The organism is Candidatus Streptomyces philanthi, assembly GCF_059553635.1.
In genome coordinates, this window is record NZ_JCANQV010000054.1 from 1 (window position 1) to 25,812 (window position 25,812).

General features: G+C 73.4%; 22 protein-coding genes and 1 pseudogene. 12 read left to right on the top strand and 11 right to left on the bottom strand.

The window, feature by feature from the left end; translation table 11 throughout:
• Window positions 1-3,257: DEAD/DEAH box helicase (locus tag AC51EU_RS09495; protein ID WP_496266294.1), on the bottom strand; the 3,257-nt coding region annotated here is incomplete at its 3' end.
• 112 nt (window positions 3,258-3,369) lie between these two features.
• Between AC51EU_RS09495 and AC51EU_RS09500 the strand changes: the two genes are divergently transcribed.
• From AC51EU_RS09500 to AC51EU_RS09510, 3 genes are all read left to right on the top strand, one after another.
• Window positions 3,370-4,233, top strand: a complete 864-nt coding sequence (locus tag AC51EU_RS09500; protein WP_496266295.1) for an AraC family transcriptional regulator — start codon at window positions 3,370-3,372, stop codon at window positions 4,231-4,233.
• A gap of 100 nt (window positions 4,234-4,333) precedes the next feature.
• Window positions 4,334-5,128, top strand: coding sequence for an AzlC family ABC transporter permease (locus tag AC51EU_RS09505; protein ID WP_496266296.1), 795 nt, complete (start codon window positions 4,334-4,336; stop codon window positions 5,126-5,128).
• Entirely contained in the window at window positions 5,125-5,433 is a 309-nt protein-coding gene (locus AC51EU_RS09510; RefSeq protein ID WP_496266297.1) for an AzlD domain-containing protein, read from the top strand. Before AC51EU_RS09505 ends, AC51EU_RS09510 begins: the two co-directional genes overlap by 4 nt.
• 27 nt (window positions 5,434-5,460) lie before the next feature.
• Here the strand turns inward: AC51EU_RS09510 and AC51EU_RS09515 are convergent, their stop codons facing one another.
• On the bottom strand, window positions 5,461-6,396 hold the full coding sequence (locus tag AC51EU_RS09515; RefSeq protein WP_496266298.1) for a hypothetical protein: 936 nt from the start codon (window positions 6,394-6,396) through the stop codon (window positions 5,461-5,463).
• 238 nt (window positions 6,397-6,634) lie between these two features.
• Between AC51EU_RS09515 and AC51EU_RS09520 the strand changes: the two genes are divergently transcribed.
• The 4 genes from AC51EU_RS09520 to recX all read left to right on the top strand — a co-directional run bounded on the left by AC51EU_RS09520 (window position 6,635) and on the right by recX (window position 10,240).
• Window positions 6,635-6,829 carry a DUF3046 domain-containing protein gene (locus AC51EU_RS09520; protein ID WP_496266299.1) on the top strand — a complete coding sequence of 65 codons (195 nt, stop codon included), beginning with the start codon at window positions 6,635-6,637 and terminating at the stop codon, window positions 6,827-6,829.
• Window positions 6,830-6,914: 85 nt separating this feature from the next.
• Window positions 6,915-8,153: an AI-2E family transporter gene (locus AC51EU_RS09525; RefSeq protein WP_496266300.1), complete on the top strand. Its 1,239-nt coding sequence runs from the start codon at window positions 6,915-6,917 to the stop codon at window positions 8,151-8,153.
• A 329-nt stretch (window positions 8,154-8,482) separates the two neighbouring features.
• Window positions 8,483-9,592, top strand: a complete 1,110-nt coding sequence (gene recA, locus AC51EU_RS09530; RefSeq protein WP_496266302.1) for a recombinase RecA — start codon at window positions 8,483-8,485, stop codon at window positions 9,590-9,592.
• A 6-nt stretch (window positions 9,593-9,598) separates the two neighbouring features.
• The gene (gene recX / locus AC51EU_RS09535; RefSeq protein WP_496266303.1) at window positions 9,599-10,240 is read left to right on the top strand and encodes a recombination regulator RecX; all 642 of its coding nucleotides are present in this window, start codon (window positions 9,599-9,601) and stop codon (window positions 10,238-10,240) included.
• A gap of 290 nt (window positions 10,241-10,530) precedes the next feature.
• On the opposite strand, the gene AC51EU_RS09540 is transcribed toward recX, so the two are convergent.
• From AC51EU_RS09540 to AC51EU_RS09570, 7 genes and pseudogenes are all read right to left on the bottom strand, one after another.
• Window positions 10,531-10,923 carry a rhodanese-like domain-containing protein gene (locus AC51EU_RS09540; RefSeq protein ID WP_496266304.1) on the bottom strand — a complete coding sequence of 131 codons (393 nt, stop codon included), beginning with the start codon at window positions 10,921-10,923 and terminating at the stop codon, window positions 10,531-10,533.
• Window positions 10,920-11,486 (bottom strand): cupin domain-containing protein, encoded by a 567-nt coding sequence (locus AC51EU_RS09545; RefSeq protein WP_496266305.1) that lies wholly within the window; start codon window positions 11,484-11,486, stop codon window positions 10,920-10,922. Before AC51EU_RS09545 ends, AC51EU_RS09540 begins: the two co-directional genes overlap by 4 nt.
• A 1,399-nt stretch (window positions 11,487-12,885) precedes the next feature.
• Window positions 12,886-14,529: pseudogene (locus AC51EU_RS09550) on the bottom strand (FAD-dependent monooxygenase); the annotation flags it as partial.
• A 163-nt stretch (window positions 14,530-14,692) separates the two neighbouring features.
• On the bottom strand, window positions 14,693-15,649 hold the full coding sequence (locus AC51EU_RS09555; protein ID WP_496266306.1) for an amino acid ABC transporter permease: 957 nt from the start codon (window positions 15,647-15,649) through the stop codon (window positions 14,693-14,695).
• A gap of 73 nt (window positions 15,650-15,722) precedes the next feature.
• Window positions 15,723-16,370 (bottom strand): amino acid ABC transporter permease, encoded by a 648-nt coding sequence (locus AC51EU_RS09560; protein WP_496266307.1) that lies wholly within the window; start codon window positions 16,368-16,370, stop codon window positions 15,723-15,725.
• Between the two features lie 138 nt (window positions 16,371-16,508).
• Window positions 16,509-17,417, bottom strand: a complete 909-nt coding sequence (locus tag AC51EU_RS09565; RefSeq protein WP_496266308.1) for a glutamate ABC transporter substrate-binding protein — start codon at window positions 17,415-17,417, stop codon at window positions 16,509-16,511.
• A gap of 54 nt (window positions 17,418-17,471) precedes the next feature.
• Complete coding sequence (locus AC51EU_RS09570; RefSeq protein WP_496266309.1) at window positions 17,472-18,257, bottom strand: amino acid ABC transporter ATP-binding protein; 786 nt, start codon at window positions 18,255-18,257, stop codon at window positions 17,472-17,474.
• Between the two features lie 262 nt (window positions 18,258-18,519).
• On the opposite strand from AC51EU_RS09570, the gene AC51EU_RS09575 reads away from it, so the two are divergent.
• From AC51EU_RS09575 to AC51EU_RS09585, 3 genes are all read left to right on the top strand, one after another.
• Window positions 18,520-19,269: a response regulator transcription factor gene (locus tag AC51EU_RS09575; RefSeq protein WP_496266310.1), complete on the top strand. Its 750-nt coding sequence runs from the start codon at window positions 18,520-18,522 to the stop codon at window positions 19,267-19,269.
• A gap of 16 nt (window positions 19,270-19,285) precedes the next feature.
• Window positions 19,286-20,701, top strand: coding sequence for a sensor histidine kinase (locus tag AC51EU_RS09580; protein WP_496266311.1), 1,416 nt, complete (start codon window positions 19,286-19,288; stop codon window positions 20,699-20,701).
• Window positions 20,702-20,917: 216 nt separating this feature from the next.
• A complete protein-coding gene (locus tag AC51EU_RS09585; RefSeq protein ID WP_496266312.1) occupies window positions 20,918-21,121 on the top strand; it encodes a cold-shock protein in 204 nt (67 codons plus the stop codon).
• 62 nt (window positions 21,122-21,183) lie between these two features.
• Here the strand turns inward: AC51EU_RS09585 and AC51EU_RS09590 are convergent, their stop codons facing one another.
• Window positions 21,184-22,179, bottom strand: coding sequence for a TAXI family TRAP transporter solute-binding subunit (locus AC51EU_RS09590; RefSeq protein WP_496266313.1), 996 nt, complete (start codon window positions 22,177-22,179; stop codon window positions 21,184-21,186).
• A 171-nt stretch (window positions 22,180-22,350) separates the two neighbouring features.
• Between AC51EU_RS09590 and AC51EU_RS09595 the strand changes: the two genes are divergently transcribed.
• A complete protein-coding gene (locus tag AC51EU_RS09595; RefSeq protein WP_496266317.1) occupies window positions 22,351-22,899 on the top strand; it encodes a nucleoside deaminase in 549 nt (182 codons plus the stop codon).
• Window positions 22,900-22,912: 13 nt separating this feature from the next.
• On the opposite strand, the gene AC51EU_RS09600 is transcribed toward AC51EU_RS09595, so the two are convergent.
• The gene (locus AC51EU_RS09600) at window positions 22,913-24,139 is read right to left on the bottom strand and encodes a cytochrome P450 (RefSeq protein WP_496266314.1); all 1,227 of its coding nucleotides are present in this window, start codon (window positions 24,137-24,139) and stop codon (window positions 22,913-22,915) included.
• A 273-nt stretch (window positions 24,140-24,412) separates the two neighbouring features.
• On the opposite strand from AC51EU_RS09600, the gene miaB reads away from it, so the two are divergent.
• On the top strand, window positions 24,413-25,812 hold a 1,400-nt coding region (miaB, locus tag AC51EU_RS09605), incomplete at its 3' end, for a tRNA (N6-isopentenyl adenosine(37)-C2)-methylthiotransferase MiaB (RefSeq protein ID WP_496266315.1).

Sequence of the window (25,812 nt, forward strand, 5' to 3'; positions counted from 1 at the left end):
CCGTCCCCGGCGGTGACCAGCGGGCGGAACTCGCCCTGGACGACCCGGCCCGCGGCCGCGAGGCGGTGCAGGGCGCCGTCGGTGACGGCGATGCCCAGACCGAAGCGGGCGGCGGCCTGCTCGGAGGTGAACGGGCCGTGCGTACGGGCGTACCGCGACAGCAGATCGCCCAGCGGGTCCTTGACCGGCTCGGTGAACGACTCGGGGACGCCGACGGGCAGCGCCGTGCCCAGCGCGTCCCGCAGCCGGCCCGCGTCCTCGACCGCGGCCCAGTGCTCGGCCCCCGCGATCCGCACCCTGATCGCCCGGCGCGCGGCGGCCAGCTCCCCGGGCCACGCCGGATCGGCGCCCCGCTCGGCCAGCTCCGCTTCCGTCAGCGGGCCCAGCAGCCGCAGCAGGTCCGCCACGCCCTCGGCGTCCTTGACCCGGCGGTCGTCCGTCCGCCACTGGAGCTCGCGCTCCAGAGAGGCCAGCACCTCCGGGTCCAGCAGCTCGCGCAGCTCGGCCCGGCCCAGCAGCTCCGACAGCAGCCGGGAGTCCAGCGACAGCGCGGCGGCACGGCGCTCGGCGAGCGGGGAGTCACCCTCGTACAGGAACTGCGCGACATAACCGAACAACAGGGAGCGGGCGAACGGCGACGGCTCGGGCGTGGTGACCTCCACCAGACGGACCCGGCGGGCCTCGACGTCGGCCATCAGCTCCGTCAGACCCGGCACGTCGAAGACGTCCTGGAGGCACTCGCGGACCGCCTCCAGCACGATGGGGAACGAACCGAACTCGCTCGCCACCTGGAGCAACTGGGAGGCGCGCTGGCGCTGCTGCCACAGCGGGGTGCGCCTACCGGGGCTGCGCCGCGGCAGCAGCAGGGCGCGGGCGGCGCACTCGCGGAACCGGGAGGCGAACAGCGCCGACCCGCCGACCTGGTCGGTGACGAGCTGGTCGACGTCCCCCGGATCGAGGACGACGTCGTCGGCGCCCACCGGGGAGCGCTCCGGGTCGTACTCCGTGCCCTCGGTCACGGGATCGCCGCCGTCCAGGAGGCCGAGGTCCATCAGGTCCGCGTCCGGGAGCCGCAGCACGATGCCGTCGTCGGCGTGCATCACCTGGGCGTCGATGCCGTGCCGCTCGGCGAGGCGGGCGCCCAGCGCCAGCGCCCAGGGGGCGTGCACCTGCGCGCCGAACGGGGAGTGCACCACGATCCGCCAGTCGCCCAGCTCGTCGCGGAACCGCTCGACGACGATCGTGCGGTCGTCCGGGACGTGCCCGCACGCCTGCCGCTGCTCGGCGAGATGGCCCAGGACGTTGTCCGCCGCCCAGTCGTCGAGACCGGCGGCGGCCAGCCGGGCGCGGGCGTCCTCGGGGGCGAGCGCGCCGATCTCGCGGAGGAAGGCGCCGAGCGCCCGGCCCAGTTCGAGGGGGCGGCCCAGCTGGTCGCCCTTCCAGAACGGCAGCCTGCCCGGGACCCCGGGGGCGGGTGTGACCAGCACCCGGTCGCGGGTGATGTCCTCGATCCGCCATGACGTCGTGCCCAGCGTGAACACGTCGCCGACCCGCGACTCGTAGACCATCTCCTCGTCCAGCTCGCCCACCCGGCGCCCGCCGCCGCCCTTGCCGGGCGCGTCGCCCGCGAGGAACACCCCGAACAGCCCGCGGTCGGGGATCGTGCCCCCGGAGGTGACGGCCAGCCGCTGGGCGCCGGGGCGGCCGGTGACCGTGCCCGCGACGCGGTCCCACACCAGGCGCGGCCGCAGCTCAGCGAAGGCGTCGGAGGGGTAGCGGCCGGCCAGCATGTCCAGCACCGAGGTGAACGCCGACTCCGGCAGCGCGGCGAACGGGGCGGCCCGCCGCACCACCGCCAGCAGTTCCCCGACGTCCCAGGTGTCCAGCGCCGTCATCGCGACGATCTGCTGGGCGAGCACGTCCAGCGGATTGGCGGGCACCCGCAGCGCCTCGATCGCCCCCGACCGCATCCGCTCGGTGACCACCGCGGCCTGCACCAGATCACCCCGGTACTTGGGGAAGACGATGCCCCGCGACACCGCGCCCACCTGGTGGCCCGCCCGGCCCACCCGCTGGAGACCGGACGCCACCGACGGCGGCGACTCCACCTGGACGACCAGGTCGACCGCCCCCATGTCGATGCCCAGCTCCAGGCTGGACGTGGCGACGACGGCCGGCAGCCGGCCCGCCTTCAGCTCCTCCTCCACCTGGGCGCGCTGCTCCTTGGAGACCGAACCGTGGTGCGCGCGCGCCAGCACCGGCGGAGCACCCTTGGCGGCACCCGACCCGCCCATCAGCTGGGCGGGGGAGTGCTGCTCGGGCAGCGGCTCGCCCGTCGCCCGCTCGTAGGCGATCTCGTTGAGCCGGTTGCACAGCCGCTCGGCCAGGCGCCGGGAGTTGACGAAGACGATCGTGGAGCGGTGGGCCTGGACGAGATCGGCGATCCGCTCCTCCACCTGCGGCCAGATCGACGGCTTCGCCCCGGGACCGCCCTCCTGCCCCGGGGGGCCGCCCAGCTCGCCCATGTCCTCCACCGGGACGACCACCGACAGGTCGAACCGCTTGCCCGACGGCGGCTGGACGATCTCCACCCGGCGCCCCGGCGACAGATAGCGGGCCACCTCCGCCACCGGGCGGACCGTCGCCGACAGTCCGATGCGGCGGGCGGGCCGCTCCAGCAGCGCGTCCAGCCGCTCCAGGGACAGCGCCAGATGCGCGCCGCGCTTCGAACCGGCGACGGCGTGCACCTCGTCCACGATCACCGTCTCCACGCCCGCCAGCGCCTCCCGCGCCGACGACGTCAGCATCAGGAACAGCGACTCCGGGGTGGTGATGAGGATGTCCGGCGGCCGGCTCGCCAGGGAGCGCCGCTCGGCGGGCGGGGTGTCCCCGGAGCGGATGCCCACCGTGATGTCCGGCTCGGGCAGCCCCAACCGGACCGCCTCCTGGCGGATGCCCGTCAGAGGGCTGCGCAGATTGCGCTCCACGTCCACCGCCAGGGCCTTGAGCGGGGAGACGTACAGCACCCGGCAGCGCTTCTTCGGCTCGGCGGGCGGCGGGGCGCTCGCCAGGGCGTCCAGCGAGGCGAGGAACGCGGCGAGGGTCTTGCCGGAGCCCGTCGGCGCCACCACCAGGACGTCCGACCCGGCGCCGAGCGCGCTCCAGGCACCCTCCTGCGCCGCGGTCGGCGCCCGGAAGGCACCCGTGAACCAGCCGCGGGTCGCGGGGGAGAACGCGTCGAACGCTGCCTGGGCCATGTCCTCCATCCTGCACCGGACCACTGACAACGCGGCCCGACCCGGCCTTCCGTCCCGTCCGCCGTGCGGACACCCACGCCGCCGCAGGCGCACCGGACCGCAGAATGGGCCCATGCTCACGGACGTCACGGCGGCCGCGCCGCGCCACCGCGGCGAATGGGCGCGCCACTGGCACTGCGCCGGACTCCCCGGCCTCGACCTGCTGCGCGCCCGCTACGTACGGCACACCTTCCCCCGCCACTCCCACGAGGGCTATGTCGTCGCCGCGGTCACCGACGGCGTCGAGGAGATCGGCCTGCCCGGCGGCGCCGTCCGGGCGGGCCCCGGCGGCATCGTCCTGATCAACCCGGAGGTGCCGCACAGCGCCCGGGCCGGCACCCGCGACGGCTGGGCGTACGCCACCCTCTACCCCTCGGCCCGGCTCGTCGCCGACATCGCCCGGGAGACGACCCGGCTGCGCGGGACCGCCGCGTTCACCGGGACAGCTGTCGACGACCCCCGCCTCGGCCGCATGATCACCGCGGTGCACCGGGCGGCCGAGACCGGTGACCCGCTCACCGCCGACACCCTGCTGCGCACCACCATCGCCCGCCTCCTGGACCGCTACGGGGGCCCGCTGCCGCACCGTACCCCCCTCGGCGCCGGAGCCCGGACCGCGGCCCGGGCCCGGGACCTGCTGGCCGCGCGGATGGCCTGCCCGCCGTCCCTGGAGGAACTGGCCCGGACCGTCGGCACCGGCCCGTTCGCGCTGCTGCGCGCCTTCAAGGAGGCGTACGGCATGCCCCCGCACACCTGGCTCACCGACGCCCGGGTGCGCCGCGCCCGCGCTCTCCTGGAGGCGGGCACCCCGCCCGCCGCTGCCGCCGTCGCCGTCGGCTTCGCCGACCAGCCGCACCTCAACCGGCACTTCACCCGGATCGTCGGCGTCCCGCCCGGCGCCTACCGCAGGGAACGCGCCGCCGCGAGCACCCGCTGAGGTCCGCGCCCTGCAGGCGGTACAAACCGGGCGGCCGTGCTCCGAAGGCGGCGCAAGAACGTACAAGACCGTGCGGTTTTCGCCGCCTAGCGTGCCGGACGTGGCAGAAAACCCGCAGACACGCACCACGGGCGGTGCCGCCGCCGCACCGCCCCCGCCCGCACCGCACGCCCCGGGGGAGCGCGCCGCACCGCCCGCCCGGCCGGACTCCGCCGTCGTCAGGGACGCCCTCGGCGTCGGTGTCGCCGTCGGCCTCTCCGGCTTCGCCTTCGGCGTGACCTCCGTGGGCGCCGGCCTCGGCCTGCTCCAGACCTGCGCGCTGAGCCTGCTGGTCTTCACCGGGGCCTCGCAGTTCGCCCTGGTCGGCGCGCTCGCCGCGGGCGGCAACCCGTTCACCGCCGCAGCCGGTGCCTTCTTCCTGGGCACCCGCAACGCGTTCTACGGGCTGCGGCTGTCGGCCCTGCTCGGCCTCCGGGCGGCACTGCGGCCGCTCGCCGCCCACTGGATCATCGACGAGACCTCGGCCGTCGCCCTCGCCCAGCCCGACCGCCGCAGCGCCCGCCTCGGCTTCACCGTCACCGGCCTGAGCCTCTACGTGCTCTGGAACCTCACCACCCTCGCCGGTGCCCTCGGGGCCGGAGCACTCGGCGACACCGCCGCCTGGGGCCTGGATGCCGCGGGACCCGCCGTCTTCCTGGCGCTGCTCGCCCCGATGCTCACCACCACCGTGGAACGCGCCGTCGCCGGCCTCGCCGTACTCCTCGTCGTGGTGGCTCTCCCAGTGCTCCCCACGGGCGTCCCGGTACTGCTCGCGGCGCTCGCCGCGCCCACCGTCCTCCTGGCACACAACCTCAAGGAACGCCGCCGTACAGGAGCACCGGAGGTCCGCCCGTGACCACCTGGATCGCCATCGGCGCCACCGCCGTCGGCTGCTACCTCGTCAAGTACCTCGGGCTGCTCGCCCCGGCGGGCCTGCTGGAGCGCCCCTTGGCCAAGCGGCTCGCGGCGCTCCTCCCGGTGGCGCTGCTGGCCGCGCTCACCGCCCAGCAGACCTTCAGCGACGGCCATCACCTGCTGCTGGACGCCAAGGCCGCCGGAGTGGCCGCCGCGGCCGTCGCACTGCTGCTGCGGGCCCCGTTCCTCCTGGTCATCGCCGTGGCCGTGGCCGTGACCGCCGGGGTGCGGGCGCTGGGCGGCTGACCACGCGGGCCCGCACCCCGGGGCGGTTCAGGGCAGTGCCCCGTTCAGGGGCCGCCCGTAGGCGCGCAGGGTCAGCAGTGCCCCCAGCGTCGCCAGGGAGCGGCCCTCCAGCTCCGTCCCCGGTGCCCACCGGTGCCGGGCCGCCGGCCAGCCGCCGTCCTCCTGCTGCGCCGCCGCCAGATGGTCCAGCGCCCGCTCCATCTCGCCGTCCGTGAACCAGTCGCGGGCCAGCGACCCCGGAGCGGGCGCGAAGTCGTGGGCGAGATGGTGCTCCCCGGGGGCGCAGCCGGGCGCCACCGGGCCCGCGCCGGCCCGCGCCGGGTCCAGCAGGACCAGCTCCCGGTCGCGGACGAGCGCGCCGAGCCTGCGGGCCGCGGCCGCCGCCCGGGGGCGGTCCGGCGCGCCGTCCAGGAACGCGACGGCCGCCCGCACCTCGTACGGATGGGTGTCCTCCAGCGACTCCACGACCGCCCAGCAGTAGTCCGTGGCCCTGAACAGCCAGGCGTGCCAGGCGTCGTTGCGGTGCAGCGCCCCCACCACCGGGCCGGTGGCCAGCAGCGAACTCGGCGGGTCGTCCCGCACCGGGACCCACGGCGCGGCCGGCAGCCCGCGCAGCGAGGGATGCACCGCGGGCAGGGCGCCCTCCGAAGTGGACACCCGCGTCAGATAGCGGCAGATCCGCTCCACATGGCGGCCGTCGCAGCGCCCGATGCGGTCCAGCACGCCCAGCGCGCGGGCGGTGTGCAGCGGCTGGCTGACGGGGCCGCGCAGAGCGGGGTCCAGTGCGTGGCCGTAGCCACCGTCGTCGTTGCGGTACGCGGCGAGCGCGGTCTCCACCGGCTCCGTGCCGCCGTCCCGGAAGTGGTACGCGAAAAGCCGCTGTTCGAGCACTCTCGCGGTGAGCCATACGAAGCGTTCGGCGCGGTCCAGAGGGGTCGGCGGGGAGCTGACGTTTTCGGCCATGCCCCGACCGTACGGCCGGACACGGGGCCCGGTAGCGGCCCCGGGGACGGTGCCCTCCCACGGCGGAACACCAGGGGCGCGCGGTTGACGGACACACCGCCCGCACCGGGGCGGAGGCCGGTCGTCCCGCCCCCGGTGCGCACGTCCGTCCGGCACCGCTCCCGGGCCGCGCCCTGCTGCCGCATCATGGGACGAGGACCGCCGAACGCGCGGCCGAGCGGGCAAGGGAGCGGAATTCATGCGGTTGACGGTGTTCTGGCAGCGGATGGCGGACCACTTCGGTCCGGCGTACGCCGACTCCTTCGCACGCGATCATGTGATGTCCGGTCTCGGCGGGCGGACCGTCCACGAGGCGCTGGAGGCCGGGTGGGGCGCCAAAGAGGTGTGGCGTGTGGTGTGCGCCACGATGGATGTGCCGTACGACAAGCGCTGAGCGGGGCGGCGCGGGCCCGCGGGCGGACGCGCCGTGGCCCCGGGCGCGGACCGGACGCGGCGCCGCGGTGCGCGACACTTGGCCCGTGTCCCGCACCGAAGAGACGACCCGTACCGACGACACCCGTTCCCCGGAGAGGCCCGCGACGGGAATGCCGCGCTGGCTGCCGCGCGCCATGGTGCTCGCGCTGGCCCTCGTGGCCTGCTTCCAGCTCGCCACCTGGGCCTTCCACCAGCTGGTCTCGCTGCTGCTCAACGTCCTGATCGCGTTCTTCCTGGCGCTGGCCGTGGAACCGGCCGTGGACTGGATGGCGGCCCGGGGCGTACGGCGCGGGCTGGCGACCGGCATCGTCTTCCTCGGCATCCTCGTGGGTACCGTGGGCTTCGTCACGCTCCTCGGGTCCATGCTCGCGGGGCAGATCGCGACCATGGTGGAGGAGTTCCCGCAGTACCTGGACTCCGTCATCAGCTGGGCGAACGCCACCTTCCACACGCATCTGTCGCGGCTGGAGGTGCAGAACAACCTGCTCAACTCCGACTGGCTGCAGAAGTACGTCCAGGACAGCGCCAACAACGTCCTCGCCGTCTCCGCCACGGTGCTGGGAAGCCTGTTCAACCTGCTCACCGTGGCACTGTTCTCGTTCTACTTCGCCGCCGACGGCCCCCGGCTGCGGCGCGCCCTGTGCGGGGTGCTGCCGCCCAGCCGCCAGGCGGAGGTGCTGCGCGCCTGGGAGATCGCGGTCGCCAAGACCGGCGGTTACCTGTACTCCCGCGGTCTGATGGCGCTGATCTCCGGGGTCGCGCACTATGTGCTGCTGGAGTTCCTGGGGGTGCCCTACGCCCCCGCGCTGGGCATGTGGGTCGGACTGGTCTCGCAGTTCATCCCCACCATCGGCACCTATCTGGCGGGCGCGCTGCCGATCCTCATCGCGTTCACCGTCGACCCCTGGTACGCGCTGTGGGTGTTCGCCTTCGTAGTGATCTACCAGCAGTTCGAGAACTACCTCCTCCAGCCGCGCATCACGGCGAAGACGGTGGACATCCACCCGGCCGTCGCCTTCGGCTCGGTGATCGCCGGAACGGCCCTGATGGGAGCGGTCGGCGCACTGATCGCGATCCCGGCGACCGCGACGCTCCAGGCGTTCCTGGGGGCGTACGTCAAGCGCTACAAGGTCACCGACGACCCCCGTGTGCACGGTGGCGGACGGCGCGGGGACGGGGCGTCGGTCCTCGCCCGGATGCGGTCTTCCGCCCGCGGGCGGACGGCGCCCGAGCGCCCCGAGGAGCCGGAGGCCGAGGGGGCGGCCGTACGCGGCGACGCGTAGACCGGCACCGGGCCCCGGTCGCACGCCGTGGCGGGGGCGAGGGTCGGCTCCCCGCCCCTGCCTGTCGTCGTGCCCACTCCAGTGTTCCCGGCGGCTCTCCGCGAGCTCGCGCCCACACGCTCGCACGGCGGTCCGACAACGGCCCCGTCCCGCGGCGCGGCCGCTTGACACCAAAATCGAACATCCATTCTCATGGGAAGTCCGACCTGTTCAGCGTGGGCTTCCGCGGAGTTATCCACAGGCCGGAGCCGGGTCCGGGCGCATTGTCAGTGGCAGGCGTTAGCGTCGTGGACGTGAAGCGATCGACTCAAGCAAATCGGGTGGAACCCATGGCAGGCACTGACCGCGAGAAGGCGCTCGACGCCGCGCTCGCACAGATTGAACGGCAATTCGGCAAGGGCGCCGTGATGCGCATGGGGGAGCGGCCGAACGAACCCATCGAGGTCATCCCCACCGGGTCGACCGCGCTCGATGTGGCGCTCGGCGTCGGCGGCATCCCCCGCGGCCGGATCGTCGAGGTCTACGGACCGGAGTCCTCCGGTAAGACGACCCTGACGCTGCACGCCGTGGCGAACGCCCAGAAGGCCGGCGGCTCCGTCGCGTTCATCGACGCCGAGCACGCCCTCGACCCCGAGTACGCCAAGAAGCTCGGCGTGGACACCGACGCGCTGATCCTCTCCCAGCCGGACAACGGTGAGCAGGCGCTGGAGATCACGGACATGCTGGTCCGTTCCGGCGCGCTCGACCTGATCGTCATCGACTCGGTCGCCGCCCTGGTGCCCAAGGCCGAGATCGAGGGCGAGATGGGCGACTCCCACGTCGGCCTCCAGGCCCGGTTGATGAGCCAGGCCCTGCGCAAGATCACCAGTGCGCTCAACCAGTCCAAGACCACCGCGATCTTCATCAACCAGCTCCGCGAGAAGATCGGCGTGATGTTCGGCTCCCCGGAGACGACGACCGGTGGCCGCGCGCTGAAGTTCTACGCCTCGGTGCGCATCGACATCCGCCGCATCGAGACCCTCAAGGACGGCACGGAGGCGGTCGGCAACCGCACCCGCTGCAAGGTGGTCAAGAACAAGGTCGCCCCGCCCTTCAAGCAGGCCGAGTTCGACATCCTCTACGGCCAGGGCATCAGCCGCGAGGGCGGCCTGATCGACATGGGCGTCGAGCACGGCTTCATCCGCAAGTCCGGCGCCTGGTACACCTACGAGGGCGACCAGCTCGGCCAGGGCAAGGAGAACGCCCGCAACTTCCTCAAGGACAACCCGGACCTCGCCAACGAGATCGAGAAGAAGGTCAAGGAGAAGCTGGGCATCGGCGTCAGGCCGCAGGACGCGGAGCCCGGCGCGGACGCGGCCGGCCCGGCGTCCGGTGAGCCCGCCAAGACGGCTCCGGCCAAGGGCGCCAAGGGTGCCAAGGCCGCCACGGCCAAGGGCTAGCCCGCCATGACACGGCGAACGGACTGGCCCGAGGAGGTCCAGCCGGCACACCGTGCCACGGGCGGTGCCGAGCATCGTCAGGGCCGCAGCGGCCAGGAGGACAGCGGTGGCCCCGCCTCGTCGAGGGCCGAGCCGGGGCCACCGCGTACGCCCGAGGAGCAGGCGCGGGCGATATGCCTGCGCCTGCTCACGGGGGCCCCGCGTACCCGGAAGCAGCTCGGGGACGCCCTGCGCAAGCGCGGCATTCCCGAGGAGGCGGCGGAGGCGGTGCTGTCCCGCTTCGTGGACGTCGGCCTCATCGACGACGCGGCCTTCGCGGACGCCTGGGTCGAGTCCCGGCACCACGGCCGGGGCCTGGCCCGCCGTGCCCTCGCCCGGGAACTGCGCACCAAGGGCGTGGACTCCGCACTGATCGACGAGGCGGTCGGCCGCCTCGACCCCACCCAGGAGGAGGACACCGCCCGCGAACTGGTCGCCCGCAAGCTGCGTTCCACCCGCGGCCTGGACCGCGACAAACGGATACGCCGCCTCGCCGGGATGCTGGCCCGCAAGGGATACCCGGAGGGACTGGCGCTCCGGGTGGTCCGGCAGGCACTGGAGGAGGAGGGGGAGGACCCGGAGCTGTGGGATCACTGGGCGCAGGACTGACGGGCCGAGGGGGACGGGACTGAGGGACGTCGGGGAGGCTGATCCGGGCGCTGGTGTGGGGGCGAGGGGCGGCGGCCTGATGCCGTTCCGGGCGTTTCGGTGACGGGCGCTTCGTGTGTGCTGCCGTGGTAGCTGATGCGGGGTTTGCCTGGAGCATCCGTGTCAGGAGCGGTGCGATGTGTGCGGTGTTGTCGGGTGGCGATGCGGCAGCGGTGATGCGGGGTGCCTGGGGCGTTCGTGGTCAGGGGTGGTGTTCCTCCTCCGTCGGGAGAGGTGTCCTCCGTCCTCCCTCACGGGGAGGGGGCCCCATCCGTCACGGGGAGACCGGCCGTGCGCCATGCCTGGAAGCCGCCGATCAGGTCGGTCGCGCGGCGCAGGCCCAGTTGGCGGAGGGAGAGCGCGGCGAGGCTCGACGCGTAGCCCTCGTCGCAGACGATCACGATCGGCAGGTCGTGGTGCGTGGCTTCGGGGGCGCGGTGGGGGCAGGTGGGGTCGAGTCGCCACTCCAGTTCGTTGCGTTCCACGACGAGTGCTCCGGGGATGGTGCCGTCGCGCTCGCGCAGTGCCGCGTACCGGATGTCCACCAGCAGTCCGCCGGACGCCCGGAGGGCGGCGGCCTGCTGGGGTTCGAGGCGTTCCAGTTCCTTGCGGGCCTGTTCCAGGAGGGCGTCGACGGCGCTCATGTCCGGTCCTTCGGGGTCGTCCAGTCTTCCGGGGTCTCGATCTCTTCGAGGCGCAGCACGGCGCCGGTGCGGCTGTAGCGGCGCATCAGGGGGAGCGGCGGGTAGTAGGCGTGCACCGAGACGGCGTGGGTGTCGGGGGAGGTGTTGAGCACCTGGTGGACGTGGTGCGGGCCGAAGGCCCGGCCGTGTCCTGGGCACAGGGTGCGTTCCCGGTCGAAGCCCTCGGCGAGTTCCAGCGCCCTCCAGCCCTCGGTGGGTAGCCGGGCGGCCAGCGACTGCTCGGTCAGCTCGCCGCCGGCCGCGGCGAAGGCGCCGTACGATCCGCCGTGGTCGTGCCAGCCCGTGCCGGTGCCCGGAGGCCAGCCGATCAGCCATGCCTCACTGCCGTCCGGCCCGTCCAACCGGAGCCAGGTGCGGCTGTCGGGGAGGAGGGGGAGCGAGGCGACGAGGGAGGTGTTCGTGGCGGTCCGGCGGACGAAGGTGAGAAGCGCGTCGGCTCCGGGGCCGTCGATGGGGCCGCCGGAGCCGGGGCGAGGGCGGGCGGGGGTACGGACTTCGGGCATGGCAACCGTCCTGAATGATCGCGAAGTACGCGGGACCCGGGACCGGGACACCGGGCGGGGCCGCGTGGGGGAGAAGGCGGATCAGCAGGACGGACGACACGTGCAGCCCGCGTAGCGGACCAGGTCAAGATGGACCCTCCGCCAGAATCGCGCGCCGTGCTCAGTCACGCCCGGAGTGAAACACGGAGGGATCGGCAGGGTCAACAGACGGTTCCGCCCCGGAGCGTGCCCCAGGAACCGTCCCGGTGGCCGCACCCCCGGTGCCGTCGGTGTGCGGCAGGTCCTCGGCGCGTGCCCGGCCCTCAGCGGGTACTCCGTTCTCGCCGGGTGCCTGATTCTCGGCGGGCGTCTGGCTCTCGCCGTGTGCCCCGCTCTTGGACCGTTCGGCGTTCGCGGACTGCTGGGTGGCCGTGGGCGATTCGGCATCCGGGGACGCTTCGGAACCCGTCGCCCGGTCGGCGTGTCCGGGCTGTTCCACGTGTCCGGCACCTTCGGCGGGGCCGACCGGTTCGGCGCCTCCGGGGGTACGCGGAAGCTTTCCGGGTTCCGCGTGGCTGCCGGAATCCGCCCGGTCACCGGAGCGTTCTCCGCCACCGGAGCCTCCGGCTTCCCTCAGCCCCTCGGCCGAACCACCGGCCTCAGGGCGGACATCGGCCTCACGACGAGCGTCGGCCTCCCGCATGCCCCCGGCTCCACGCCCGACATCGGCCTCTCGCACGCCACCGGCCTCGCGCCCGACATTGGCGTCCCACACGTCACCGGCGCTGCGTCCGCCACCGGGGTTCCCCACATCGTCAGCATCAGGCGTGGCACAGGATTTCCCTGCACCAGCGGCCTCGCCTCCGGCACCAGACGCCCGTACGCCATCAGGCCCGCGCTCAGCGCTGGCCTCCCGCGCACCATCGGTCTCGCGTGCGCCCGCCGCCTTCGGCGTCCCAGCGGACACCGGGCCCACCGGACCCACCGGGGCCCTGCCACCCTCCGACTCCGAAGAGCGTGTCACCACCTCGGCACGCGGCCCCCACACCTGGGCCTCCCCGGGAACCGCCACGACCTCGGCCTCTTCGTATGCCCTGACGTCCCGGCCGCTCGCTCCGTCGGCCTCCGCCGTCCGGGCCTCAGCCGCCTCCGCCGTCCCGGACCAGGCCGCTCCTTGACCTGCAACGTCCGCCGCCCCGGTCACCGGGCCTGCCCCCAAGGCCCCCGCTGCCGCACCACTCTCCACGGCACCGCCCGCCACCGCACCTCCCGGCCCCGGCGCCTCCCCATCCCCCAGCACCGGCCCCACAGCGACCTCCACCGGAACACCCGTCGCGGCCGCTCCCGCCGCCACGCCCATCGACGTCATCCCCATGGCCGTCACACCGTCCCCCCGCGTCACCCCGGACGCAGGGGTCGGGCGTCGTCCCGGGCCGTCGGCGGGGCCGCCGCGGACCGCGTCCGCGCAGGTGTACAGCTCGGCGGGGCGGACGCCGGACAGGGTGGTGACGAGGTGGCCGTCGGGGCGTACCAGGAGGACGGTGTGGGCGGCGGCGCCCGGGTAGGACTCGGCGACCAGTACCTCCGAGGGCATCGGCAGCCGGGCGGCGGCGTCGGTGAGCTGCGGCATCACGCCCGCCGACCGCCAGTGCCGGGCGTCCCAGACGCCGGTGCCCGGCGCGACCAGGACCACCAGCAGGCCCCGCCCCAGCCGTGCGCGCAGCCGGGTCACGGAACCGTCGGCCGCCGTCACCGGAACGTCCTCGGCCGGTGCGCCCGGAGGCGTCGCGACCGGTGCCCCGGAGGCGTGTGCGGCGGGCGGGGCGATCGGGGACCGGGTGTAGCAGGGCGGCGCGCCCAGCGGCCCGCGCCCCAGGTATCCGTCCGTCAGCAGGGTGGCGTGCCCGCGCGCGGTGCCCGGCAGGACCTTCCGCAGCCGGGCCGCCCCGCCGTCCCGCAGCTGCGGCAGCGCACGGTCGGTGGCGCGCAGCCGGGCGGTGACGGCGCCCCGGCGTTCGGTCTGGTAGCTGTCCAGCAGCGCCTCGGAGGCGCCCTGGTGCCACGCCAGCGCCAGCTTCCACGCGAGGTTCTCGGCGTCCCGCAGCCCCTCGTCCAGCCCCTGGGTCCCCAGCGCGCCGAGCAGATGCGCGGCGTCCCCCGCGAGGAACGCGCGGCCGCGCCGCCAGCGGCGCGCGAGCCGGTGGTGGACGGTGTGGACACCGGTGTCGAGGAGTTCGTAGGGGGGGACGGGCCGAGCGGCGCCCCGGGCCCGGTCGCCGCGCCGCCCGGAGCCGTCCGCGGCGGACTCGGCGGCCCAGCCCGCGAGGGAGTCGCGGACCCGGGCCACCAGGGCGTCCGGGGTGACCAGTTCGCGTCCCGGGGGCAGCAGCCAGTCCAGCCGCCAGACGCCGCCGGGCAGCGGGCGGGCGCAGACCTCCTCGCCCGCGTGCGCGCCGTGGCGGGTGGGCGCGCGGTGCAGCAGGGCCTCGCCGGGCCAGGGAAGGCCGGCGCGGACCGCGGCGACCGCGTGGCGTTCGACGGCGGTACGGCCGGGGAAGCGGATGTCCAGCAGCTTGCGGACCGTCGAGCGGGGGCCGTCGCAGCCGACCAGGTAACTCCCGCGCCACCAGGTCCCGTCGGTGCCCCGGGTGTGCGCGCTGATGCCGTCGGCGTCCTGCTCCAGTGCGGTCAGCCGCTCCCCGGTGGCGATCCGTACCAGCGTCTCGCGGGCGAGGGCGGTGCGCAGCGCGTGGGTCAGCGCGTGCTGCGGCAGATGGACGGGGGAGGGGGTGTCCGTGGTGAGGTCGACGCGTTCCACCTGGCGGCGGCGGTGGACCGTGCGCCAGGCCGTCCAGCCGGTGCCGGCCGCGGCCATGGCGTCCGCGCAGCCGAGGCGGGCGGCGAAGGCCGCGGTGTCCTGGTGCAGCAGGACCGTGCGGGCGGGCCGGACGGCCTCCTCGCCCGCACTCTCGTCGAGGACGACGGTGGGAACGGCCAGGCGGGCGAGGGCGAGGGCGAGGGCGAGGCCGACGGGGCCCGCCCCCACGACGATCACCGGGTCCACGGCGTGGCCCCGCGGTCCTGGTGGTGCGGCCAAGGAGTGCAGGAACTGGGGGAGGGAGCCCGGAGCGTGATCACACAGCGTATGCAACCCACTGCCGCCCTCCGCGTCAAGTGACGGGGGCGGCGGTACTCCTTCCGCCGCCCCCGTCGTGCCCTACGGGGCGTCAGCCGCCCGGCCGGGAAGGCCCGTTCGCGGGGCGCGACGGAGCGGCGGGCTCCGCTTCGGCGGGTTCCAGGGCGTCGGTGGCGGTCACCGGTTCCCCGGCCCCGGCCACCGCGATACCGGTCCGCGCCCGCCGGCCGCGCCGCTCGATCCAGGTGGCGAGGGCGGACAGCGCCAGGCACATCGCGACATAGATGGTGCCGGTGACGATGATGACCGGAACATAGGTGTCCTCGCCGTTGACGATGACATTGGTGCTGATCCAGCGCGCCTTGTAGAGCAGTTCCTCGAAGGTGATGATGTAGCCGAGCGAGGTGTCCTTCAGCGTCACCACCAGCTGGCTGATGATCGTCGGCAGCATCGCCCGTACCGCCTGCGGCACCAGCACCGTCGTCATCACCTGTGTCTTGCGCATCCCCAGCGCGTAGGCGGCCTCGTGCTGGCCCCGGGGCACCGCGTGGATGCCCGCGCGCAGCACCTCGGCCTGTACCGACCCGTTGTAGACGGTCAGACCGATGACCAGCGCCCAGAACTGCGGTCCGTTGCTGCCCAGGCCCAGCGCCTCGCGGTTGGTCAGGAAGATCACCCACAGTGCGTAGATGGTGATCAGCAGCGGGACCGCGCGGAAGAACTCGATGAACGCGGTCGCCACCGCGCGCACCGGCCGGTGGTCGGACAGCCGCGCCACGGCGAGGAGCACCCCGAGCGCCAGGGAGAGCACCGCGGCGATGGCGAAGACCTGGAGGGTGGTCAGCACGCCGTCGCGGATGTTGGTGCGCACCCCGGCGTTGTTGAAGATGTTCCACACCGCCGGGTCGAACTGCCCCTTGGCGCCCAGCCGTGCGAGGACGAACGCGATCAGCCCCAGCACGGCCAGGGAGCCGACGACGGTGTAGATACGGTTGCGGACCTTCGCCTTCGGTCCCGGCGCGTCGTAGAGGACGCTGGCGCCGCTCATGCCCAAACCTTCCTTCGCTTCGCCCCGCCTGCGCGCGGCACCCGTGTCCTGCTGTTCCGCCCGCCGCCCCGGCTCACCGGGCCACTCCCATGCGGCGCTCCAGCAGCCGGAAGAGGCCGCTGATGGCGAAGGTGATGACCAGATAGGCCAGCGCGATCCACAGGAAGATCCAGGCGATGGCGTAGCCCTGGTCGCTGAGCAGCTTGGAGAAGCCGAACAGCTCGCCCACGCTGAAGGCCCCGGCGATCGCCGAGTTCTTCGTCAGCGCGATGAAGATGCTGCTCAGCGGCGGCAGTACGGTCCGGGTGGCCTGCGGCAGGATGATCAGCCGCAGGGTCTGGCCGAACGTCATGCCGATGCCGCGGGCCGCCTCCGCCTGGCCGACCGGGACGGTGCCGATGCCGGACCGCACCGCCTCGCAGACGAACGACGAGGTGTAGAACCCGAGCGCCAGGGTGGCCAGGACGAACGGGCTGGTGCCGGGCATGAGGACCTGCGGCACGACGAAGAACGCGACGAGGAACAGCAGCGTCAGCGGGGTGTTGCGCAGCAGGGTGACCCAGGCCGTCCCGAAGGCGCGCAGCGGCGGTATCGGGGAGACCCGGAAACCGGCTATGAGGACGCCGAGCACCAGGGCCAGCACCGCGCTGGCCACGGTGATCGCCAGGGTTCCGAGGAACCCGTCGCGGAACTCGGGCAGATGATCGAGGAGTACGTTCATGGGGTCTCCGCGGGAGCGGTCGGGACGGCGGCGGACGGGGACGTGCGGAGCAGTGCGCGCAGCGGGCCGCGAAGGCAGCGCGCCCCGCACACCCGCCGCGGCGGGCGTACGGGGCGGCGCGGCCGAGGGGGGTGCGGATCAGTACCGCGGGAGCGGCGTCTCCGGGGCGACATAGGGCGAACCGGACTTGCCGAGCGTGCCCTCGTACGCCTTCTTGTAGTCACCGTTCTTGATGTGGTTCTCCAGCGCGGTGGTGATCGCGTCGCGCAGGGCCTTGTCGTCCTTCTTCATGCCGACGCCGTAGGGCTCCTTGGTGAACGGGTGGTCCACCACCTTGAGCTTCTTCGGGCGCTGGGCGGCGTAGCCCTTGAGGATGGCGTCGTCGGTGGTGACCGCGTCGACCTGGTTGTCCAGCAGGGACTTCACGCAGTCCGAGTACTTCGACAGCTCGGTGGTCTCCGCGCCGTACTTCGGCTTCTTGATCTCCTGGAGCGGGGTGGAGCCGACGATCGAGCAGACCTTCTTGCCCTTGAGGGAGTCCGGGCCGGTGATGCTCTTGTCGTCGTAGCGCACCAGGAGGTCGGCGCCCGCGGTGTAGTACGGCCCGGCGAAGCCGACCTGCTTCTTGCGCTCGTCGTTGATGGTGTACGTACCGACGTAGAAGTCGACCTGCCCGTGGGAGATGGTGGTCTCGCGGACGTTGGAGTCGATGGTCTTGAACTGGATCTGCTGGGCGGAGAAGCCCAGGTCGGCCGCGATCATCTTGGCTATCTCGATGTCGAAGCCGGAGTAGGTGCCGTCGGTGTCCTTGAAGCCCAGGAACGGCTGGTCGGCCTTGACGCCCACAACGATCTTCTTCGCCTCCTGCGCCTTCTTCAGCACCGGGGAGTCGGCCTTGACGTCCGTCGCGGGCTTGTAGTCGCCGCTGAAGACCTCGCCGCCGGCCGGCTTGTCGCCCGCCGTCCCGGACTCGCCGCCGCACGCGGTCGCCGTCGCCGCCAGCGCGAGCACCACCGCACCCGCCGCGGCCGTCTTACGCATCCTCATGAGGAACATCCTTCGTATCCAAGGGGGTTGGTCGTCTGGGGGCCCGTCGCGGCCTCAGTGATGGAGGATCTTGGACAGGAAGTCCTTCGCCCGGTCGCTGCGCGGGTTGCTGAAGAACTGCTCCGGCTCGGCCTCCTCGATGATGCGGCCGTCCGCCATGAAGACGACGCGGTTCGCCGCGGAGCGCGCGAAGCCCATCTCGTGCGTGACCACGACCATCGTCATGCCGTCCCGGGCGAGCTGCTGCATGACCTCCAGCACCTCGTTGATCATCTCCGGGTCGAGGGCCGACGTCGGCTCGTCGAAGAGGATCATCTTCGGGTCCATCGCCAGCGCGCGGGCGATGGCCACCCGCTGCTGCTGGCCGCCGGAGAGCTGCGCGGGGTACTTGTCCGCCTGGGTGCCGACCCCCACCCGGTCCAGCAGGGCCCGCGCCTTCTCCTCGGCCGCGGCCTTCTCCGTCCTGCGGACCTTGAGCTGGCCCAGCATGACGTTCTCCAGCACCGTCTTGTGCGCGAAGAGGTTGAAGGACTGGAAGACCATGCCCACGTCGGCGCGCAGCCTGGCCAGTTCCCGGCCCTCCTGGGGCAGCGGGCGGCCGTCGACGGTGATGGTGCCGGAATCTATGGTCTCCAGGCGGTTGATCGTCCGGCACAGCGTGGACTTGCCCGAGCCCGACGGCCCGATCACCACCACGACCTCGCCCCGGTGGATCGTCAGGTCGATGTCCTGGAGCACGTGCAGCGCGCCGAAGTGCTTGTTCACGTTGTCCAGCACGACCAGCTGGTCCCCGGTCCGCGCCAGGTCCCCGGCGTTCTTGGTCACCGATACTTCGCTCATCGGCGTACAGCTCCGTCCTCCTCGGTTGGGGAGGACCCTAGGACGGGGCCTGAGCGGCGTCAGTACATCTGAGCGGAAATTGAGCATAACGATCCGGCCGCGAAGGGAGCCCTCCGGTCCGCCCCCGGCACCCCGCCGCGGACCCTTCGGCGTACCGGCTGGGTAACGGATGGCGGCCGGTCGGCGACCACCTCTTGACGGGCCCGCCCTCCATCGTCGTAGATGCCCAGTGGCTGAAACATGTGTACGGAGGGGGAGGCCGGTGAGACTGCTGCTCGTCGAGGACGACGACCATGTCGCGGCCGCCCTGGCCGCGGTCCTGGCCCGGCACGGCTTCGACGTCGTGCACGCCCGCAGCGGCGAGGAGGCCCTTCAGGCCCTGCTCCCCGACACCGCGGAACCGTTCGCCGTGGTCCTCCTCGACCTCGGACTGCCCGACCAGGACGGCTTCGAGATCTGCGGCCGCATCCGCAGGACCTGCGCCACACCCGTCATCATGGTCACGGCCCGCGCGGACGTCCGCTCCCGCATCCACGGCCTCAACCTCGGCGCCGACGACTACGTCGTCAAGCCCTACGACACCGGTGAACTGCTGGCCCGTATCCACGCCGTCAGCCGGCGCACCGTTCCCGCCACCGGCGGCGGGGAGCCGGAGGAGGAGAGCGGCCCCGGGCCCGCGCTGCGCCTGGGGGCCGTCACCGTCGAGCTGCCCACCCGCCGCGTTTCGGTGAACGGCACCGCCGTCCCGCTCACCCGCAAGGAGTTCGACCTGCTGGCCCTGCTCGCCCAGCGGCCCGGGGTGGTCTTCCGGCGCGAGCAGATCATCAGCGAGGTGTGGCGCACGAGCTGGGAGGGCACCGGCCGCACCCTGGAGGTCCACATCGCCTCCCTGCGCGCCAAGCTCCGGATGCCCGCCCTGATCGAGACGGTCCGCGGCGTCGGCTACCGCCTCGCCACCCCCGGCCGCGCCGCCGTCCCCGCCCCGAGGCGTCCCGCCTCGCCGGCCGGCTGACGGCCGCGACGGGCCCGTGCGCACCCGGCTCCTCCCGCTCCTGATCGTCCTGCTGGCCGGCGTGCTGCTCGCGCTCGGCATCCCCCTCGGGGTGATCACCGCCAACGTCGAACAGCAGAAGGTGGTCGTCGACCGGATCGACGACGCCACCCGCTTCGCCTCCCTCGCCCAGTTCGTCACCGCCCGCCCCGGCACCGACGGCACCGCGCACGGCTCCGACGAGGACGAACGGCTCGCCACCCTGCGCACCGAACTCGCCCGCTACCACGACCTCTACGGCATCCGGGCGGGCGTCTTCTACCGCGACCGCACCCCGATGGCCGCGGCCCCCGCCGGCTGGCGCCTGCCGTCCGGCGGCGAGGGCGGCACCGCCTTCGACGAGGCGCTGGCCGGCCGCCGCAGCCACGACCCGCCCCAGATCTGGCCCGGGGACACCGGCGGCCGTATTCCGGTCGCCTCGCCCGTGGTCCGCGACGGCGACGTGGTGGCCGTCGTCGTCACCGACTCGCCCACCGACGGGATGCGCGACCGCGTCCTTCGCGGCTGGCTGCTGATCGCCGCGGGGGAGAGCGCGGCGATGCTCGCCGCCGTCGCCGCCGCGTTCCGGCTCACCGGCTGGGTGCTGCGGCCGGTGCGGGTACTGGACGCGGCCAGCCACGACATCGCCACCGGCCGGATGAAGTCCCGGGTCGCCGGCGTGGCGGGCCCGCCCGAACTGCGCCGGCTGGCCCGCTCGTTCAACGAGATGGCCGACCATGTCGAGGAGGTCCTGGAACAGCAGCGCGCCTTCGTCGCCGACGCCTCCCACCAGCTGCGCAACCCGCTGTCCGCGCTGCTGCTGCGCATCGAGCTGCTGGCCCTCGAACTTCCCGAGGGCAACGCCGAGATCGCCTCCGTACGCGCCGAGGGCAAACGGCTCGCCCGCGTCCTCGACGATCTGCTCGACCGCGCCCTCGCCGAGCACGCCCCCGCCGACCTCCAGCTCACCGATGTCGCCGCGCTCGCCGCCGAACGGGTGGACGCCTGGCGCCCCCTCGCCGGTGACCGGGGCATCCGCCTGGCGTACGAGGGACACCGCGCGGTCACCGGGTGGGCCGATCCGGTCGCCCTCTCCAGTGCCCTGGACGCCGTCGTCGACAACGCCCTGAAGTTCACCCCGCCCGGGGAACGGGTCACTGTCGGGGTGGTCCCGGTCGGCGACGGCGTACGGATCACCGTCGCCGACCGCGGTCCCGGCCTCACCGACGACGAGCTGGTGCGGATCGGCGACCGGTTCTGGCGCAGCGGCCGCCACCAGAACGTCTCCGGTTCCGGGCTCGGGCTGTCGATCACCCGGGCGCTGCTGGCCGCGGGCGGCGCCACCATCGGCTTCGCCCCGCACCGGCCGCACGGCCTGCGGGTGACCGTCACGGTGCCGCGCGACGCGCCCTGAGCGGTCCCGGGGGCCCTTCGCGCTGTGTGCTACTGTGAACCGTGTTGCAGTTGTGGTACCCATGTGCGTGATGTGCGCCCGGAGGCCGGTGGCCCCGGGCGTTCCGTGTATCCGGGCCCCGCGGGTCTGGGTCCGCGGTCCGGAATGGGGCAATCAGCTCGTCGACGAGGAGTCCGCACCGTGCGGACTCCGGTGTGCCCCGTGAAGGAGAAAAACATGGCAACCGGCACCGTGAAGTGGTTCAACGCCGAGAAGGGCTTCGGCTTCATCGAGCAGGACGGCGGCGGCCCCGACGTCTTCGCCCACTACTCGAACATCCAGTCCCAGGGCTTCCGTGAGCTCATCGAGGGCCAGCAGGTCAGCTTCGACGTGGCCCAGGGCCCCAAGGGCCTCCAGGCGGAGAACATCATTCCCGCCTGACGCCCGTCACCGTGTGGGGCCCGTGCCGTCCGGCGCGGGCCCCACACGCGTTCTCCCGCACGTCACGGCTTGGCGGACACGTAGTAGCGGCGCGCCCCCTCGTGCAGCGGCAGCGGATCGGTGAACACCGCCGTCCGCTGGTCCACCCGCTGCGCGGCGTGCACCTGGCGCCCGATGTGGTCCCGGCTGCGGAGCACGGCGCGGGTCAGACCCTCGGTGAGCGCCGCGTCCTCCCCCTCCGTCGTCACCAGCAGATTCGCCACCGCGATCGTCCGCACCGCGTGCCCGTCCTGCACCCGGGGGTAGGCGTCGGCCGGCATCACCGCGGCCCGGTAGTAGCGGGTCGGCGCGCCCAGCCGGTGCAGCGGCGCCACCAGGTCGCCGAGCTGCACCAGCCGCACCGGGAACCGCCGCGCCAGGCGCTGCACCGCGGTGGTCGGCAGCCCGCCCGACCAGAAGAACGCGTCCAGCTCCCCGCTCCGCAGCAGCCCCGGCATCCGGTCGATGCCGACCCGTACCGCCCGGATGTCCCGGTCGAAGTCCAGCCCGGCCGCCCGCGTCAGCCGCCGGGTGATCAGCTGGACGCCGGAACCGTCCGTCCCCACCCCCACCCGCAGCCCCCGCAGGTCCCGCGCCGACCGGACGGCGGAGTCCTTGGGCACCACCAGCTGCATGTAGTCGTCGTACAGCCGCGCACAGGCCCGCAGCCCGGCCGCGCCCCGGCCGCCGCCGTCCCGGTACGCGGCCACCGCGTCCGCCGTCGCGATGGTGAACTCCGCGCGCCCGGAGACCAGCTGCCGCAGATTGTCGATCGAGCCCTCGCTGCGCGCCAGCCGCAGCTCGGTGTCCGGCATCTCCCGCGCCAGGTCCTCCCGCAGCAGCTCCCCGTAGCGCGCGTACACCCCCGTCGGCACCCCCGTCGCCAGCGTCACCCGGCTCCGGGGCGCCGGGCCGCCGCCCCACGGCACCAGCCACCACGCGAGCAGGCCGAGCGCGACGAGCGCGGCGGCCGCGGTGGTGAGCGTGCGGCGGCCGGGGCGGGGGAGTGCGGTGGGCATGGCGGGATCCTGCCAGCCGGAGGCCGGAAAGGGGAGGGCCGGGAGCGGTCCGTACGGGCACGCCGAGCATCGGTCGAAAGCAGGGAAACCGGGCGAAGCGCACGTAGCGTTCCCCTTCCGGTACCGGAAGGACGGAGGCGCGCTGTGGCGAAGCCGAAGCGGAAGGCGTTCATGACCGAGGCCGTACGACTGGCCACCGAGTCGGTGGAGAACGGCTGGGGAGGACCGTTCGGAGCGGTGATCACCAAGGGCGGCGAGATCATCGCCCGCGGCCAGAACCGGGTCCTGCTCACCGGCGACCCCACCGCGCACGGCGAGGTGGAGGCCATCCGCAAGGCGATCGCGGTCCTCAACCCCGAGGCCCCCTCGATCGCCGTCCCGTACCGGAACACCAGCACCCTCAAACTCGTCCGCCGGGAGGAAGGCTCGCCCGACCCCCTGCCGTGGCGCGCCCGGATGCTCAGAGGATGCGAGATCTACACCAGCGGCGCCCCCTGCCCCATGTGCATGAGCGCCATCTACTGGTCACGTTTCCGGGCCGTCTACTTCAGCTGCGACTACGAGGCCACCTCGGAGATCGGCTTCAGCGACGCCTACCAGTACGAGGAGTTCAAGAAGCCGCTGCACGAGCGGCTGATCACGATGAAGCAGATCCACCCGGAACTCGGCGCCACCGCCTACCGGGCGTGGGAGCGCCGGCCCGAGCAGCACCCGTACTGACCGGCGCCTCCCGTCACCAGGTGACCGGGAGTTCCGCGACCCCGCCCAGCTGGGAGTGGGGGGCGATGCCGCGCACCTGGTGCGCGGGCACCGCGAGACGGAGTGTGGGGACCCGGCGCAGCAGTGTGACGAGGCCGATCTCCATCTCGGCGCGGGCGAGGTTCTGGCCGACGCACTGGTGGACGCCGTAGCCGAAGGCGACATGGCGCCCGCCCCCGCGGTGGATGTCCAGCACGTCGGGACGGTCCCAGGCGCGGGTGTCGCGGTTCATCAGCATCGTCGAGACGATCACGCCGTCGCCCGCCCGGATCGTGTGCCCGGCGATCTCGATGTCCGCGACCGCCACCCGCAGCACCGCGTCGGTGGTCGACGTCAGCCGCGTCAGCTCCTCGACCGCCGCCGGCACCAGCGAGGGGTCCCGGCGCAACGCGTCGAGCTGGTCGGGGTGTTCGAGCAGGGCGAGGACGGCGGTGGCGAAGGACGTGGACGTCGTCTCGTTGCCCCCGGTGACCAGGATCAGGCACATCATCGCCAGGTCTTCCAGGCCGGCGTCGGTCAGCTCGCCGCGGCCCGCGACGAGGTCGTCGATCACCCCCTCGCCCGGCTCCCGCCGCTTGCGCGCGACCAGCTGCCGCAGCTCGTCCATCACCATGGCGAGGATCTCTTCGGGCGTGACGCCGTCCTCGTCCTGTACCGACAGCAGCCGGACGGTCAGCTCCTCGAACCGCCGGTGGTCCTCCTCGGGGACGCCGAGCAGGGCGAAGGTCGAGAAGGAGGCCAGGGGCAGCGAGTAGGCGCTGACCAGGTCGGCGCGGTCGCCCCCGGCGAGCATCGCGTCGATCAGTTCCCCGGCGGTCCGTTCGATCCGGGGGCGCTGGGCGGCGATGCGGCGGATGCCGAAGCCGGAGGCCACCGACCTGCGCTGGCGGGCGTGCAGCGGGTCGTCCACGCCGATCAGCGGAAGGCCCGTCACCTGGTGGTCGGCCAGGTGCTCGGTCAGGGAGGGGAAGGAGGGGTGCGCGGTGTCGGAGGACAGCCGCGGATCGCGCAGCAGCTCACGGCCCTCGGCGTTCCCGGAGACCAGCCAGGCCGTCGCGCCGTCGTGCAGGGTCACCCGGGACAGCGGCCCGCCCGCGCGCAGCGCCTCGTAGCCGGCGGGCATCCGGTAGGGGCAGTCGCGTTCCATCGGGTAGGCGGGGGCCGGGGCGTCGTCCGGCGGAGTACCGGGGGCAGCTGTCACGATCTTCCTCCTCTTCGGCACCGTGCTCGGAGGCCGGTCGGGTCCGGTGCGCGACGGAGCCGGAGCCGGACGCGCGCTCCCGCGGTGGCCCTCCCGACAGAGTGCCGTCCGTCGGCGGCGGGGACCCCCTCCGCGGACGGACGTTCAGCCGTACGTGGCGAGGATCGCACTCCTGTTTTCCGCGGGCAATACAGCGGCGGAGGGCCCCACCGCGGGGACGGGGGCCCCGGACCGGGGCCCGGGGGCGGCCCGCCGTCCACCTACCATGGGCCCATGAGCAGCAGCACCCCGCACCCGGCCGACGGCCTCCGTTCATCTCCCACGTACGAGATCCGCACCTACGGGTGCCAGATGAACGTCCACGACTCCGAGCGGCTGTCGGGTCTCCTGGAGGAGGCCGGATACGTCCCGGCGTCCAAGGACGGCGACGGCGCCGACGTCGTCGTCTTCAACACCTGCGCGGTACGGGAGAACGCCGACAACCGGCTCTACGGCAACCTCGGCCAGCTCGCCCCGAAGAAGGCGGCACGGCCCGGCATGCAGATCGCCGTCGGCGGGTGCCTCGCCCAGAAGGACCGCGACACCATCGTCCGCAAGGCGCCCTGGGTCGACGTGGTCTTCGGCACGCACAACATCGGCAAGCTGCCGGTGCTGCTGGAGCGCGCCCGGGTGCAGGAGGAGGCACAGGTCGAGATCGCGGAGTCGCTGGAGGCGTTCCCCTCGACGCTGCCCACCCGCCGAGAGAGCGCGTACGCCGCCTGGGTGTCCATCTCCGTCGGCTGCAACAACACCTGTACCTTCTGCATCGTGCCCTCGCTGCGGGGCAAGGAGAAGGACCGCCGCCCCGGCGAGATCCTCGCCGAGGTCGAGGCGCTGGTCGCCGAGGGCGTCAGCGAGATCACCCTGCTCGGCCAGAACGTCAACGCCTACGGCTCGGACATCGGCGACCGTGAGGCGTTCAGCAAGCTGCTGCGGGCCTGCGGGAAGATCGAGGGCCTGGAGCGGGTCCGCTTCACCTCCCCGCACCCCCGCGACTTCACCGACGACGTCATCGCCGCCATGGCCGAGACGCCGAACGTCATGCCGCAGCTGCACATGCCCCTCCAGTCCGGCTCCGACACCGTCCTCAAGGCGATGCGCCGCTCCTACCGCCAGGAGCGCTTCCTCGGCATCATCGGCAAGGTGCGCGCCGCGATGCCCGACGCCGCGATCTCCACCGACATCATCGTCGGCTTCCCCGGCGAGACCGAGGAGGACTTCGAGCAGACCCTGCACACCGTCCGCGAGTCCCGCTTCGCCCAGGCGTTCACCTTCCAGTACTCCAAGCGCCCCGGCACCCCGGCGGCCGAGATGGACGGGCAGATCCCCAAGGAGGTCGTCCAGGCCCGCTACGAGCGGCTGGTCGCGCTCCAGGAGGAGATCTCCTGGGAGGAGAACAAGAAGCAGGTCGGCCGCACCCTGGAGGTCATGGTCGCCGAGGGCGAGGGCCGCAAGGACGACGCCACCCGCCGCCTGTCCGGCCGCGCGCCCGACAACCGCCTGGTCCACTTCACCCGCCCCGAGGAGCCGGTCCGCCCCGGCGACATGGTCACCGTCGAGGTCACCTACGCCGCCCCGCACCACCTCCTCGCCGAGGGCCCCGCCAAGGCCGTGCGCCGCACCCGCGCGGGCGA